Source organism: Bradyrhizobium barranii subsp. barranii, assembly GCF_017565645.3.
Classification (GTDB): Bacteria; Pseudomonadota; Alphaproteobacteria; order Rhizobiales; family Xanthobacteraceae; genus Bradyrhizobium; species Bradyrhizobium barranii.
In genome coordinates this window covers 7090154-7104267 of sequence record NZ_CP086136.1, presented here as the reverse complement: position 1 = coordinate 7104267, position 14114 = coordinate 7090154, and the positions used below count along the sequence as shown (strand labels likewise).

At 65.4% G+C, this 14114-nt stretch carries 13 protein-coding genes; 11 read left to right on the top strand and 2 right to left on the bottom strand.

Features of this window, described 5'->3' with window-relative positions; all coding sequences use genetic code 11:
* Positions 1–26: 26 nt before the first annotated feature.
* From J4G43_RS34830 to J4G43_RS34815, 4 genes are all read left to right on the top strand, one after another.
* Positions 27–890, top strand: a complete 864-nt coding sequence (locus tag J4G43_RS34830; RefSeq protein WP_063982282.1) for a tetratricopeptide repeat protein — start codon at positions 27–29, stop codon at positions 888–890.
* A gap of 36 nt (positions 891–926) precedes the next feature.
* Positions 927–1121 carry a hypothetical protein gene (locus tag J4G43_RS34825; RefSeq protein ID WP_135214595.1) on the top strand — a complete coding sequence of 65 codons (195 nt, stop codon included), beginning with the start codon at positions 927–929 and terminating at the stop codon, positions 1119–1121.
* 230 nt (positions 1122–1351) lie between these two features.
* On the top strand, positions 1352–5098 hold the full coding sequence (locus J4G43_RS34820) for a tetratricopeptide repeat protein (RefSeq protein ID WP_208087693.1): 3747 nt from the start codon (positions 1352–1354) through the stop codon (positions 5096–5098).
* 81 nt (positions 5099–5179) lie between these two features.
* Complete coding sequence (locus J4G43_RS34815; protein WP_028148501.1) at positions 5180–5416, top strand: hypothetical protein; 237 nt, start codon at positions 5180–5182, stop codon at positions 5414–5416.
* A 162-nt stretch (positions 5417–5578) separates the two neighbouring features.
* On the opposite strand, the gene fliP is transcribed toward J4G43_RS34815, so the two are convergent.
* Both fliP and J4G43_RS34805 read right to left on the bottom strand, forming a co-directional pair.
* Complete coding sequence (fliP, locus tag J4G43_RS34810) at positions 5579–6334, bottom strand: flagellar type III secretion system pore protein FliP (protein ID WP_063982286.1); 756 nt, start codon at positions 6332–6334, stop codon at positions 5579–5581.
* Positions 6331–7314 (bottom strand): flagellar biosynthetic protein FliO, encoded by a 984-nt coding sequence (locus J4G43_RS34805; protein ID WP_208087692.1) that lies wholly within the window; start codon positions 7312–7314, stop codon positions 6331–6333. Before J4G43_RS34805 ends, fliP begins: the two co-directional genes overlap by 4 nt.
* A 350-nt stretch (positions 7315–7664) precedes the next feature.
* Here J4G43_RS34805 and flgB point away from each other — a divergent pair, with 350 nt between their 5' ends.
* The 7 genes from flgB to cckA all read left to right on the top strand — a co-directional run bounded on the left by flgB (position 7665) and on the right by cckA (position 13965).
* Entirely contained in the window at positions 7665–8069 is a 405-nt protein-coding gene (gene flgB / locus J4G43_RS34800; RefSeq protein WP_063982288.1) for a flagellar basal body rod protein FlgB, read from the top strand.
* Positions 8070–8166: 97 nt separating this feature from the next.
* On the top strand, positions 8167–8592 hold the full coding sequence (flgC, locus tag J4G43_RS34795; protein WP_028148498.1) for a flagellar basal body rod protein FlgC: 426 nt from the start codon (positions 8167–8169) through the stop codon (positions 8590–8592).
* A gap of 16 nt (positions 8593–8608) precedes the next feature.
* Positions 8609–8917, top strand: a complete 309-nt coding sequence (gene fliE / locus J4G43_RS34790; protein ID WP_008142413.1) for a flagellar hook-basal body complex protein FliE — start codon at positions 8609–8611, stop codon at positions 8915–8917.
* Between the two features lie 172 nt (positions 8918–9089).
* On the top strand, positions 9090–9353 hold the full coding sequence (fliQ, locus tag J4G43_RS34785) for a flagellar biosynthesis protein FliQ (RefSeq protein WP_014494021.1): 264 nt from the start codon (positions 9090–9092) through the stop codon (positions 9351–9353).
* Between the two features lie 17 nt (positions 9354–9370).
* Positions 9371–10141, top strand: a complete 771-nt coding sequence (gene fliR / locus J4G43_RS34780; RefSeq protein ID WP_028148497.1) for a flagellar biosynthetic protein FliR — start codon at positions 9371–9373, stop codon at positions 10139–10141.
* 7 nt (positions 10142–10148) lie between these two features.
* Positions 10149–11228, top strand: coding sequence for a flagellar biosynthesis protein FlhB (gene flhB, locus J4G43_RS34775; protein ID WP_208087691.1), 1080 nt, complete (start codon positions 10149–10151; stop codon positions 11226–11228).
* Between the two features lie 154 nt (positions 11229–11382).
* Positions 11383–13965: a cell cycle histidine kinase CckA gene (gene cckA, locus J4G43_RS34770; RefSeq protein ID WP_208087690.1), complete on the top strand. Its 2583-nt coding sequence runs from the start codon at positions 11383–11385 to the stop codon at positions 13963–13965.
* Positions 13966–14114 lie beyond the last annotated feature (149 nt).

The following is a 14114-nucleotide window of genomic DNA, read 5'->3' as shown; positions in this document are numbered from 1 at the left end:
AGATCTCAGAAGATCGGGAGCCTGACATGAAACCAGGATCCTCCGTTGCCGAAGGCGGACTGGCGCTTGTCGTCCTGATGTGGGTCGGCTTGCCGGTCGCGGCCCAGAACTCCGGGGTGAAGGACAGCTATCTCAGCAATATCGAACTGTGCAACGGGACGGGTACCACCTCGCTCGATGCCCGGATCGGCGCCTGCACGACTTTCATACAGGCGCGTCCAGATTCGTCGGCAGCTCTGGCAATCGCGTATAACAATCGCGGCAACGCCTACACGGCAAAGGGCGACTACGACAGCGCCATCAGCGACTTCGATCAGTCGATCGCACTCAATCCGACATACGCAAAGGCCTTCAACAACCGCGGCGTGGCTCACTTGAGGAGACGTGAATATGAGCTCGCGATCGAAGCCTTTGATGATGCGATCAAGCTCGATCCCGGCTATGGCGCTGCCTTCGTCAACCGCGCCGGAGCCTATCTGAAGAAAAACGACCACCAGCGCGCGGCGCATGATTACGACGAGGCAATCCGTCTCCAGCCCGCCTCGCGGGCGGCATGGAGCGGACGATGTTGGACCCGCGCGGTTCTCAGCGCCTCGCGAGAAGCGCTGGAGGATTGCGACAGAGCGCTTCAATCGGGATCGACCAGCGCTGCCGTGTACGACTCGCGTGGGCTGATCCACCTGAAGATGGGTGAGTTCGGTGCGGCGATCGATGACTACAATGCTGCCTTGCGAGTCGCCCCCGAACTGGCGAGCGCGCTTTTTGGTCGCGGGCTTGCCAAGCTGAAGCAAGGCGATGCGATCGGCGGAAAATCTGACATTTCGACTGCAAGGACAATTCAGAAGAACATCGGCGACGAGTTCGCGCGTTATGGCGTCGATTACGACTGAGTTGGCTCGGTGAGGCGGAACGAATCGGAGGTGAATATGGATGCAAGGTTCGCGCTCATTCAAGCTCACGACGATAGCATTCGCCGCTATCAGCGGTTGTTGAACACACAGCTGACCGATCTCGAGCGTGAGTACATCGAGAGCCGAATCTCGGAAAAGCGATTGACCTTGCAGTCAATTCGCGAAGCGCGAGGCAAGTTGAATGCCTTGCCGGCCAATCGCGGGGTTTGATTAGCATTCCTGACGGGTGCGGACGACGGGGTGTTAACACCTCCTTAACCACTTGCTCTCCAGATTCGAAGCACGAACGCCCGAGCCCGCAAGCAGGCGTCGCGACGCACTGTGCCGGGTGAATTCGTCATTACAGCATTAACAAGTCCTTAATTGGCAAAACCTACAGTCGACGGCACGGGCCGGCGCCAGTGCCGGCATGGACCGCCGAATTGGAAGAAACGCCGCCAATGGCGCAGAAGGCTGCCGCTGGATTTATGTTGCGACCCCGCGCTTTGGCGCGGGGGCTGTCGCATCATGTCCGCAAGGCGCCCGTGCTGGCGGCCTGCCTGCTCATCGGCCTCGGTGCGCCCGCCCGCGCCGCCGATGTGGTCCGGGGCGAGGCGACTTTCTCGGCCAGTGGCGGCTTTGCCCGTTTGGTGATCAAGCTCGGCGAGGACGTTCCCTCCGAGGTGACGACGGCCGGCTCCATTCTCATCATTCGCTTCGACCGGGCGGTCGACGTTCCCGTCGATCGCGTTCCGGAAGGTGCGCCCGACTACGTCAATTCTGCCCGCCGCGATCCCGACGGCAGCGCCATCCGCCTGTCGCTGGCGCGGCGCGTCACCGTCAACACCATGAACGCCGGCGAGCGCACCTTCATCGACCTCTTGCCGGAGGGCTGGAAGGGGCCGCCGCCAAGCCTGCCCATGGACGTGGTCAAGGAACTGGCCGAGCGTGCGCGTGTCGCCGAACGTGCCTTGCGCGCCCAGCGCGCCGCGGCAGAGACCAAAAAGCGTCCGCAGATCCGCGTGCGCGCCTCGGTGCAGCCGACTTTCGTGCGCTTCGTGTTCGAGATGCCCGACGGCGTCGGCGTGTCCTCCGTGCTCAACGAGCAGAAGCTCACGCTCGCGTTCAATGCCGGCCTCAATTTCGATCTGGCGGACGCCGTCGTAGCCGCGCCCCCGAATGTCGCCTCGATCAAGCAGAAGTCCGACATCGACCAGACCAGTGTCGAGATCGCGCTGATCGGCGATTCGGACGTGCACTCCTTCCGCGACGAGAAGAATTACGTCGTCGACATCTCCTTCCAACCCGACAAGGGCAAGACCGCCGCGACGGCTGAGGCGGTGATCGCGCAGGCGAAGCCTGCGGCCCAAGGCCATGGACCGGCTCCGGAAAAGCCGGCGGCCGAGAAGCCGAAGGAGGTCCATCGCGAGATCGCGCCGCCGACGTCCGAGACGATCGCGCGCGAAGCCAAGATCGAAGCCAAGCCCGAAGCCAAGTCCGAGGTGAAGCCGGAAGCTCAGGCGGCGATGCCGCCGGTCGAGGCACCGAAGCCCGCGCCGGCTCCCGCGGCGGAAGCACCGCATGCTGCGGAACCGCCCAAGGACGTGTCGAAGCCTGCGGCGCCGGCAACGGAAGCTGTGGTCGCGCCCGCCAAGCCCGCAGTGTCCGAAGCGCCCAAGGAGGTCGTGAAGGAGGCTGCGAAAGAGCCGGTCAAGGAAAGCATCAAGGCCGCACCCGCCGAGGCGCCGGCCGCGCCGCAGCCCACCGTGGCCAGCGTCGATGTCCGCCGCGACAGCGATGGCTTGCGCGTGATCTTCCCGCTTCAGGTGGCAACGCCTGCGGCGGCGTTCCGCCGCGGCGATACCGTGTGGCTAGTGTTCGATACGCCGAAGCCGATCGACGTCGAGGCGATCCGCAGCCGGGGCGGTGCGATGATCGGCGAGGTCAGCCGCATGCCGCTCGACAAGGGGCAGGCGGTCCGCATCCGTCTCACCCGGCCGCTGGTCTACTCGCTGACGAGTGAGGAGGTCGGCAAGGAGACCAATTGGCTCCTGACGCTCGCCGACAAGATCCAGGCGACGCCGCTGCCGCTGATGATGTCGCGCAACATCACCGACCCCGCGCTCGCCAATATCGCGATCCCCTTCGCCAATCCGGGCCTGTTGCACAAGCTGACCGATCCCGACGCCGGTGACACGCTCTATGTCGTCACCGGGCAACGGCCGGTGCGCGGCTTCATCAAGCGGCAGGATCTCGTCGATCTTTCGCTGCTGGAATCCGCGCACGGCATCGCGATCCGGCCGAACTCCGACGAGGTCGGCGTCGAGGTCGGATCCGACAAGGTCATTCTCGGCAAGAAGGGTGGACTGACGCTGTCGCCGGTTGATATCTCCGCCGAGCGGGCACCGACCGCGGTGCGGCCGGTCTTCAGTCCGGAAGGCTGGCGCAAGGGCCAGTCGGAGGATTTCTGGACGCGCCAGGGCAGCCTGATCACGGCGATCGCGGCCGTCGAGCCGGCACAGCGCTCGCTGCCGCGGCTCGATCTCGCGCAGTTCTACATGTCCCGCGCCATGTACCACGAAGCCAAGTCGGTGACCGACCTGATGCTGGCCGATCCCCTCAACAAGGAGGAGAGCGGCGCGCTGATCATGCATGCGATCGCGAACATCTTGATCGGCCGGCCAGCGCAGGGCTTGAAGGACCTCGCCAATCCCGTGATCGGCAACAGCCACGATTCCCAGCTCTGGAAGGCGCTCGCCTATGCGCGCCAGGGCAAGTGGGCGGATGCGCGCGAGAAGTTCAAGAACGTCGAATTCGCCATCGCCTCGCTACCGATCGACATCCAGCGCATCGTGACGATGGAGGCGATGCGCGCCTCGCTCGAGGTGAAGGATTATGCCGGCGCCTCCAAGCGCCGCAGCGAGATCGAGGTGGTCGGCATATCGCCAGAGGCGGCGCCCGGCTTCGCCGTGCTGCGCGGCCGGCTCGCCGAGGCGCTCGGCCACGACAAGGACGCGCTCGACGACTACAAATTCGCGGTCGCCTCGAACGATCGTCAGGCGGCGGCCGAGGCCAAGCAGCTCGAAGTGGCGCTGCGGCAGAAGCGCGACGAGATCAGCAAGGAAGACGCGCTGCGTGAGCTCGAGACGCTGTCGATGACCTGGCGGGGCGACTCGATCGAGGTCAAGACGCTCCAGATGCTGTCGCAGATATATGCCGAGAACGGGCCCTACCGGGACGCGCTCAGAGCGGCGCGCACGGCGACAAGGCTCCAGCCGAACGCCGAGGCCTCGCGTCAGGCGCAGGACCTCGCCTCCGACCTGTTCACGCAGATATTCCTGGGGCCCAAGGGCGACGAGCTGCCGCCGGTCGAGGCGCTCGGGATGTTCTACGAGTTCCGCGAGCTGACGCCGATCGGCCGCCGCGGCGACGAGCTGATCCGCCGACTCGCCGACCGTCTCGCCTCGATCGACCTGCTCGACCAGGCCGCCGAGCTGTTGCAGTACCAGGTCGACCATCGCCTCGAAGGCGCAGCCCGCGCCCAGGTCGCCGCGCGCCTGTCCATGATCTACCTCGCCAACCGCAAGCCCGACATGGCGATCTCGGCGCTGCGCGCGAGCCGCATCAGCGATCTCTCCGGCGAGCTGCGGCAGCAGCGGCTGCTGCTGGAGGCGCGCGCGCAGAGCGACGTCGGCCGCCACGATCTCGCGCTCGACATCGTCTCCAACGTCTCCGGACGCGAGGTGCTCCGCCTGCGCTCCGACATCTTCTGGGCGGCGCGGCGCTGGCGCGAATCCGCCGAGCAGATCGAGCTCTATTACGGCGACCGCTTTCGCGACTTCAAGCCACTCAACGCGGTGGAGAAGAGCGACATCATCCGTGCCGCCGTCGGCTATGCGCTCGCCGACGATTCGATCGGCCTGTCGCGCTTCCGCGAGAAATATGCGCCGCTGATGAGCGAGAGTGCGGACCGGGTCGCGTTCGACATCGCGAGCAAGCCGGCAGCGTCCTCCAGCGCCGAATTCGCCGAGATCGCCAAGCTCGCTGCCAGCGCCGACACGCTCGATGGTTTCCTGCGCGAGATGAAGCAGCGCTTCCCCGACGCCACCGCCCGCGCGCCGGCCGCGCCGCAAGCCAAGGACGAGGCCGACCACACCGGCTCGCTGCCCACGATCCCCGTCGTGCGCCAGATCAAGATGACGCGGTAGGAACCCTGCTACCACGAGGCCTCTCGACAGGTGCCCGTTGAAGCGGCAACCTGCGCGTCTTCATGCCGGGAGAGCGTCGATATGAGCAAGCCTGCCAAGACCGAAGCCGAACTCATCGCCATGGCGCGGGCCGAATTGAAGGTCCATGCCGATGGTCCGGATGACCTCGTCATCTCGATCGTCCGCGACGGCGACAGCTGGGAATTCCGTGCCGATGCCGACCAGGCCGCGACGGATAAGCCGGGCTTCCCCGAAAGCGTCGCCATGCTGGTGCAGATCGGCGATCACCTCAGCAAGCAGTATGACGTGAAGGGGTAGGGGCGCTGTCGACGCCGTCTCACTGTACGCCACGTTCTCGGTGTCATCGCCCGACTTGATCGGGCGATCCAGTATTCCAGAGACCGCAGTGATGAAATCGAAAGGCCGCGGCGTACTGGATGCCCCGGTCAAGCCGGGGCATGACGGCGGATGGAGCGGCAGTTATCCGCCCCCGTAACTCTGCACCAGGCTTCCCGCCACCAGCGACCAGCCATCGACCAGCACGAAGAAGATCAGCTTGAACGGCAGCGAGATCGTTGCGGGCGGCAGCATCATCATGCCCATCGACATCAGCACGGAGGCGACGACGAGGTCGATGATCAGGAAGGGAAGAAACAGCAGGAAGCCGATCTCGAAGGCGCGCTTCAACTCGGAGATCATGAAGGCGGGGACGAGGATGCGGAGCGCGAGGTCATCCGGCGTGGCCGGCGGCGGCTCCCCGGAGAGATCCAGGAACAGCTTGAGGTCCTTCTCGCGCACGTTCTTCTGCATGAAGCCGCGCAAGGGGACGGAAGCGCGCTGGAGTGCGTCCTCGACGCCAAGCTGGTTGGCGACGAGCGGGCGGATGCCCTCGTCGTAGGACTTCTGCAGGACAGGTCCCATCACGAAGAAGGTGAGGAACATCGCGAGCGCGATGATCACCGAGTTCGGCGGCGCGGTCGCCGTGCCCATCGCTGTGCGCAGCAGCGACAAGACGACCACGATGCGCGTGAATGACGTCATCATGATCAGGATCGACGGCGCGATCGACAGCACCGTGAGCAGCGCGATGAGCTGGATCGCGCGCTCGGTGACGCCGCCCCCCTGACCGCCGAGATTGATGCTGATGTCCTGCGCATGCGCAGGCATCGCGAGCGAAGCCGCGGCGATCAGGACAGAAAGAAAAACAACTCTACGCGGGAGGGCCGGCAGCCTCACGAAGACGGCTTCGGACGGCCGAGTAGCGAGGCCATCTCGTCTTCGAGATTTTCAAAGCTGGTCTTCTCCGCGGCCGGCTTTGCGGGCGGAGCCGGGGGGGCCGGCGGCTCGCTGCGTGCGGCCCGGGGGGGCGGCGGCGGCGCGGGCGGCTCCGGCGCAACCGGAGGCGCGACCGTCTCGCCGGCGGGGCGGCGCAGCGCGGCTTCGAGCCGCTGCGCCATCTCGGCGAGATTCTGCTCGGCGTTCGAGGGCGCGGCAGGAGCGGGGGCCGGCGGCGGAACGGGCGGAGCCTGCGGCACGGGCGGAGGAGGCGGTGGCGCGGCCGCGCGCTCGGCGCGCACCGGGGGCACTTTCACCGGCTCGCTCTGCCGCGGGGGACGTGGCATCAGCGGAGGCTCGCTGCGGGCGATGCGCGGCGGAACCGGCTCGGGGCGTGCCTCGCGCTCGGGGCGCGGCGGCAGGATCGGCTCAGGCGGAAAGCCGGCCAGTGGCGGTTCGTTGCGGCGCTCGGCCAGCGCGGGAGCGGGCCGGCGTACCTCGTCGGCGAAGGACGGGCGCGGCCGCGGCGGCGGCTCGGGCATTTGCGGTTCGGGATGATCGAGCAGTTCGGGCCGCGGAGCTTCGTCGGTCCAGCTGCTGGTATCGGGCATCGGGGCAAGGCGCGGCGGCTCGGCGGCATTGGAACGCTGCGGAAGCTGGTCGCGGCCGGGCGCGGCGCGCACGATATTGGGCTCGACGACGATGTCGGTGGGACCGCCAATCATCAGGAGATGCTCGACATTGTCGCGCCGGACCAGCACCAGGCGGCGCCGGCCATCGACCGCGGCGGCATCGATCACGGCAAGCCGGGGCATCCGGCCGCGCTGGGTGTTGGCACCGAGCCGGCTGCTGGCGAATCGGCGAACCAACCATGCGGCGACGCCGATCAACGCCAGAACGACGATGAACGCCACGATGAAGGTGATTGGGCTGCCTTGCATACTTGTCCCCGACAAATGGCGCTTTTCTCGTGCCCATGGTCAGACGCGCCGACCATCGGCGTGGGATGCCCCAAACTGCGATTTCTTAACGTCCCACGGCAAGTTTTGCCGTCCCCAGCTCTTAATAACCTATGAATCGCTCGATCCAAAACGACTTCTTGGCCTGTGCATGGCCCGCCAAACGGTTGGGTTAATGCCGCTTTTGGATGCGTAGAATCACGGGGGGCGCAAAATGGTGTTCCGTCAAGGGACATGCATCGACGCCATCTTTAACCACCTGTTAACCATACACGCGGCAAATTCTGCCTAGCTTCGGGCCTTTGGTCCGAGAGGCGGAAGGAGCCGCAACGATGTCCATCAACGACCTCCCGGTGCTGTCGGCGCTTCGCACCAAGATGCAGTGGCACCAGGAACGCCAGCGCGTCCTGTCCGAGAACGTCTCCAATTCCGACACGCCCAAATTCCGGCCGCGCGACCTGGTCGAGCCGAAGCTCGACAAATCAGGCGCCGTCACCGGCTCGATGGGCCCCCTGGCGCTCACCCGCACCAGCGGCTCCCACATGACGCCATCCGGCGCGGCCTCGGGCTTCGACCAGAACAGGAATGCGGGTTTCGAGACCCGTCCCGCGGGCAACGCCGTCAATCTCGAGGAGGAGATGATGAAGGCCGCCAGCAACCAGATGGACTACGCGGCGGCGACCTCGCTCTATTCCAAGAGCCTGCATCTGCTCAAGACCGCGATCGGCAAAGGCTAGAGCATGATCCGGAAAAGTGTGCGGGCGGTTTTCCCTCGCGACAAACGCGGAACGCGTTTGCGCGGAGATCATGCTCAAGAGCTGAGGGAAGCGCATCATGGCGAATGACAGCAGCGACTTTGCCCGCTCGATGGCGATCGCGACCTCCGGCCTGCGCGCGCAGGCCGGGCGCATGCGGGTGATCTCGGAGAACATCGCGAACGCGGATTCGACCTCGCAGACATCAGGTGGCGATCCCTACCGGCGCAAGGTGCCGACCTTCTCCTCCGCGCTGGACCGCACGCTCGACGCGCAGGTCGTCACTCTCGGCAGGATCAAGCCGGACCAGTCGAATTTCCGCACCAAATACGAACCGAGCAATCCGGCCGCCGATGCGACCGGCAACGTCAAATATCCCAACGTGAACTCGGTGGTCGAGATGACCGACATGCGCGACGCGCAGCGGTCCTACGAGGCCAATCTCAACATCATCAGTGCGACGCGCCGGATGATCCAGCGCACGCTCGACATCCTCAAGAGCTGAACAGGACAATTAAGCCATGGCATCACCGACAATCGCAGCCAATGCTTATGCCAACCTCGCCCGCGTGCTGGAGAACAGCGGCGCCGGCAAGGGCAGCGAAGCGAGCGGGCAGTCCTTCGCGTCGCTCCTGAAAGACGCTGTCGGCAGCGTCATGGAGTCCGGCCGCAAGTCCGACGCGCAGACGGTGGCGATGGCCGCCGGCAAGGCCAACGTGATGGACGTGGTGACGGCGGTCGCCGACACCGACGTCGCGGTGTCCACGCTGGTCTCGGTCCGCGACCGCGTGATCGCGGCATATGAAGACATCATGAAGATGCCGATCTGATTTTTGGCGCTCGCGCTCGCCCCAATTGTCATTGCGAGCGAAGCGAAGCAATCCAGAATCTTTCCGCTGGCGGCAGTCTGGATTGCTTCGCTGCGCTCGCAATGACGGGGATAGACCTTTGCACCGCTCGGAACAGCGGTGAGGAGGCGAGAAATGAACAAGGAATTATGCAATGACCGGACCTGAAACCCTCGACGTCGCGCGTGATGCGATCTGGACCATCGTGATCGTGTCGTCGCCGCTGATGGTGGTCGGCCTCGTGGTCGGCGTCGTCGTGTCGCTGTTCCAGGCGCTGACGCAGATCCAGGAGCAGACGCTGATCTACGTGCCGAAGATCCTGGCCATCTTCGCCACGATGCTGCTGGCGCTGCCGTTCATGGCCGACGCACTCCATTCCCACATGATGCGGATCTCGTCGCGAATCATCGGCGGCTGAGGCACAATGCGCCCGTCATGCGCATCGACGTCTCGCTGCTGCCGGCGCTCGCCGCTTCCTTCATGCTCGCCTTCGCCCGGGTCGGTGCGATGGTGATGCTGTTGCCGGGGCTGGGCGAGACCAACATTCCGACGCGGATCAAGCTGGCGATCGCGCTGCTGCTCACGCTGATCATCCTGCCGCTGCATCGCAACGCCTACCACGTCGACATGGGCTCGATCGCGCCGCTGCTGGTCATGATGCTGCACGAGATCGTGATCGGCATCGTGCTGGGGGCGACCGCGCGCGTGACGTTGTCGGCTCTTCAGGTCGCGGGCGCCGTGATTGCGCAGCAGATGGGGCTCGGCTTCGTCACTTCGGTCGATCCGACACAGGGACAGCAGGGCGTGCTGGTCGGCAATTTCCTGACCATGCTCGGGGTGACGCTGCTGTTTGCCACCGACAGCCATCATCTGGTGATCGCCGCTCTGAACGACAGCTACACGATCTTCGCGCCCGGCGAGACCGTATCGAGCGGCGACGTCGCTTCACTGGCGACGCGCGCCTTTGCCGCAGCGTTCAGCCTGGGCTTGCAGCTTTCCGGGCCGTTTCTGGTGTTCGGCCTCGTTTTCAACATCGGGCTCGGCGTGCTGGCGCGGCTGATGCCGCAGATGCAGGTCTATTTCGTCGGCGTGCCGCTGTCGATCTTCGTGGGCTTCCTGGTGCTCGCCGTGGTGCTCACCGCGATGATGGGCACGTATCTCGACTATTTCATCGGTGTGATGCACCAGATGATGCCGCTCAAATAGGTGATCGATGGCAGACGACAACGATCCCGACAGTCAAACAGAAGACCCGACACAAAAGCGTCTCGAAGAGGCGCTCGAACGCGGCGACGTCGCCAAGAGCCAGGAGATCAACACCTGGTTCATGATCGCGGGCGGCACGCTTGTGGTCTCCACCTTCTCGGGCTCGGTGGGCAGCGGGCTGGTGACGCCGATGCGCAACCTGCTTGCCAATTCCTGGATGATCAAGACCGACGGCAGGGCTCTGCTCGCGCTGATGCAGCAGATCGAGGTCGCCGTGCTCGCGGCGATCGGCGTGCCCCTGCTGATGCTGGTGCTGGCGGCGATTGCCGGCAACGTGCTCCAGCATCGCCTGGTCTGGTCGGCCGAATCCCTCAAACCCAAATTCAGCAAGCTGTCGCCGGCCGAGGGCCTCAAGCGCATCTTCGGCAAGCAGGCGGCCGCGAACTTCCTCAAGGGGCTCGGCAAGCTGATCGTGCTCGGGGCGGTCATGACCGTGGTCCTCTGGCCGGAGCGTCATCGCATGGAGGCGATGGTCAGGCTCGATCCTGCAGCCATGCTGGGCGCCAGCACCAGCCTGACCATTCATCTGCTCGGCGCAGTGGTCGCGGCGCTCGCGATCATCGCCATTGGCGACTATTTCTTCCAGTATCGCAGCTGGTTCCAGCGGCAGAAGATGTCGCTCCAGGAGATCAAGGAAGAGTTCAAGCAGTCCGAAGGCGACCCGCACATCAAGGGCAAGCTCCGGCAATTGCGCCAGCATCGCTCCAAGAAGCGCATGATGGCGGCGGTTCCCAAGGCCTCCGTGATCATCACCAACCCGACCCACTATTCGATCGCGCTGTCCTACGAGCGCGGCATGTCCGCGCCGATCTGCGTCGCCAAGGGCGTCGACAATCTCGCCTTCAAGATCCGGGAGATCGCGCGCGAGCACGACATCCCGATCGTCGAGAACGTTCCGCTCGCCCGCGCGCTCTACGCCACCGTCGAAATCGACCAGGAAATCCCGACCGAGCACTACCATGCGGTCGCCGAGGTCATCGGTTACGTCATGCGGCTGAAGCAGGGATTCGGCGCCGGACGCGGATAAAATGCCCGAAAAGTACCGGAAATGGCCGTAATCTGGGAATCAGCGTACCTTTCGCCCTTGCTGCCCTTGCGCCTGCGGGTCCGATTCAGGCAGGGAGGACCCCACGCGCCCCGTAGCGCGTTGATTCTCTGCCGACAGGCTGTGCCAGCTTGAAATGACCGCCGAGACCGACCACGACCTCACACGCGAGCCCGTTGCGGCGCACGAGCCGTCGCCGCGCTCGGGCAGCATTGCGCTGGTGCTGCTGGTGGCTGCCGGCCTCGTCGCCGTCGCCGTCGGGCTGATGACGCTCGGGCGCGCGCAGGCGCAGCCCTATATCCTCGGCATCCTCGCCGTGCTGGCGATGGTTGGCCTGTTCAACCTGTTCGCCTTCGCCGCCGGCATCATCCGCTTCGTCGACCGCAGTCTCGACGATCCCGTGATGGGGCGCATTGCCGACCACGCCTTCGACGGCCTGGCCGTGACCGATCCCCGCGGCCACGTGGTCTATTCCAATGCCGCCTATCTGACGCTCACCGGCGCAAGCGGACCGCAGGAGGTGCGGCCCGTCGAGCGCGTCTTCATCGGCAACCCCGACGTCTCCGAAGCCGTGTTCCGCCTGCTCAAGGCCGCGCGCGAAGGAAAACGGCAGCAGGAAGAGGTGCGCATCTCCGGCCATGATGGCAGCCAGGGCCGCTGGCTGCGCATGCGGGTACGGCCGCTCGGCACCGGGAAGCGCGAGGCGAAATACGCGGTGTGGTCGATCTCCGACATCACCCGCGACCGCGAGCGCCAGGAGGACGTGTTCCAGGAACTCCAGCACGCGATCGAATATCTCGATCACGCGCCCTGCGGCTTCTTCTCGGTCAATCCGGCAGGCGAGCTCGCCTATGTCAACGCGACACTGGCTAACTGGCTCGACTACGATCTCGCCGAGATCGGCTCGGGCGGGCTGAAGCTCACCGACATCGTCTCCGGCGACGGCGCCTCGCTGCTCACCGCGATCGTGGCGGTGCCGGGCGAGGTGAAGACGGAAGTCTTCGACATCGACTTGCGCATGCGCACCGGCAAGACCATGCCGGTGCGGCTCTATCACAAGCTCGCCTTCGGCGCCGACGGCGCGCCGGGGCCGTCGCGCACGCTCGTCATCAGCCGCGCCCGCGACGAGCGCAGCGATCCCGACCGCGCCGCCGAAGTGCGCTTCATGCGCTTCTTCGACCACACGCCGATGGCGATCGCGACCGTCGACCGCGGCGGCAACGTTGTGCGCGCCAACGCGCGCTATGCCAAGCTCGGGCAGGCCCTCGGGCTCGACAGCGCCAGCAAGTCGATCTTCCGCGCGGTCAATTCGCGCGACCGGCAACTTTTGATCACGGCCATCAACCAGGCCGCGGAGGGCCAGGCCGACGTCGCGCCGGTCGAGGTGGCGCTCGAGGGAACCAAGGAGCGCTGGGGCCAGTTCTTCGTCACGCCGGTGGATGCGGCCGAGAACGAGGCCGAAGCCGCCATCGTGCACATGCTCGAGACCACCGAGCGGCGCGCGCTGGAGAACCAGATCAACCAGTCGCAGAAGATGGAGACGGTCGGCCAGCTCGCCGGCGGCATCGCCCACGACTTCAACAACGTGCTCTCCGCCATCATGATGGCGAACGACTTCCTGCTGAACGCGCACAAGCCGACCGATCCGTCGTTCCAGGACATCATGCAGATCAAGCAGAACGCGACGCGCGCGGCGACGCTGGTGCGGCAGTTGCTGGCGTTCTCGCGGCGGCAGACGTTGCGGCCGCAGGTGCTCGACCTCGGCGATGCGCTGTCCGATCTCGCCATGCTGCTGCGCCGGCTGATCGGCGAGAAGGTCAAGCACGAGACCATCCACGGCCGCGATCTCTGGCCGGTGAAGGTCGACGTCTCCCAGTTCGAGCAGGTGATCGTCAACCTCGCGGTGAACGCACGCGACGCCATGCCCGACGGCGGTAAGCTGATCATCCGCACCGCCAACGTCACCGCGGAAGAAGCGGCCAAGCTCGCCTACAAGGGCATGCCGGCCGCGGACTATGTGCGGATCGAGGTCGCCGACACCGGCACCGGCATCCCCGCCGATATCCGCGACAAGATTTTCGAGCCGTTCTTCTCGACCAAGGAAGTCGGCAAGGGCACCGGCCTCGGGCTCTCCACCGTCTACGGCATCGTCAAGCAGACTGGCGGCTTCATTTACGTCGACTCGGAACCGGGGCAGGGGACTTCGTTCCATATCTTCCTGCCGCGCCATCACGCCGAGCCGGAGGTGCAGGAGCAGCCCGCAGCAGTGGTCGGCGCGGCCAATGGCGCCGCGAAGGAGACCGCACCTGCGGCGGCGGAGGCCAAGCCGCGGACCGATCTCACCGGACAGGGCACCATCCTTCTCGTCGAGGACGAAGAGGGCCTGCGCGCGCTGAACGCACGCGGCCTGCGCTCGCGCGGCTACACCGTGGTCGAGGCCGAGAACGGCGTCGAGGCCATGGAGGCCCTGGAGGAGCAGAGCGGTGCGATCGATCTCGTCGTCTCCGACGTCGTGATGCCTGAGATGGACGGCCCGACGCTGCTGAAGGCGATGCGCGAGAAGAATCCCGACATCAAGTTCATCTTCGTCTCCGGCTACGCCGAGGACGCCTTCGAGAAGAGCCTGCCGGAAGGCCAGCAATTCGACTTCCTGCCAAAGCCGTTCACGCTCAGCCAGCTCGTGGCGGCCGTAAAGGAGACGATGGCAAAGGCGGGATGACGGCGACTACCACTGTCGATTTGCGAGAGTTCCTCGTAATGACGAGGAAAAAGCGGCATTCCTGTCGTAAATCCGCCGGTAACCCGCGACCGCAGTTCCTCCGGCTCCCCGGCCAAACCCCCGCCAAATATGGGCTTTTGCCACATCCC

Excerpts from the sequence above, each read along its gene's own strand:
- J4G43_RS34815 (WP_028148501.1), top strand. The coding sequence starts at position 5,180 with ATGAGCAAGCCTGCCAAGACCGAAGCCGAACTCATCGCCATGGCGCGG.
- J4G43_RS34825 (WP_135214595.1), top strand. The coding sequence starts at position 927 with ATGGATGCAAGGTTCGCGCTCATTCAAGCTCACGACGATAGCATTCGC.
- flgB (WP_063982288.1), top strand. The coding sequence starts at position 7,665 with ATGTCCATCAACGACCTCCCGGTGCTGTCGGCGCTTCGCACCAAGATG.
- cckA (WP_208087690.1), top strand. The coding sequence starts at position 11,383 with ATGACCGCCGAGACCGACCACGACCTCACACGCGAGCCCGTTGCGGCG.
- J4G43_RS34830 (WP_063982282.1), top strand. The coding sequence starts at position 27 with ATGAAACCAGGATCCTCCGTTGCCGAAGGCGGACTGGCGCTTGTCGTC.
- fliE (WP_008142413.1), top strand. The coding sequence starts at position 8,609 with ATGGCATCACCGACAATCGCAGCCAATGCTTATGCCAACCTCGCCCGC.
- J4G43_RS34820 (WP_208087693.1), top strand. The coding sequence starts at position 1,352 with ATGGCGCAGAAGGCTGCCGCTGGATTTATGTTGCGACCCCGCGCTTTG.
- fliQ (WP_014494021.1), top strand. The coding sequence starts at position 9,090 with ATGACCGGACCTGAAACCCTCGACGTCGCGCGTGATGCGATCTGGACC.
- J4G43_RS34805 (WP_208087692.1), bottom strand. The coding sequence starts at position 7,314 with ATGCAAGGCAGCCCAATCACCTTCATCGTGGCGTTCATCGTCGTTCTG.
- flhB (WP_208087691.1), top strand. The coding sequence starts at position 10,149 with ATGGCAGACGACAACGATCCCGACAGTCAAACAGAAGACCCGACACAA.
- flgC (WP_028148498.1), top strand. The coding sequence starts at position 8,167 with ATGGCGAATGACAGCAGCGACTTTGCCCGCTCGATGGCGATCGCGACC.
- fliR (WP_028148497.1), top strand. The coding sequence starts at position 9,371 with ATGCGCATCGACGTCTCGCTGCTGCCGGCGCTCGCCGCTTCCTTCATG.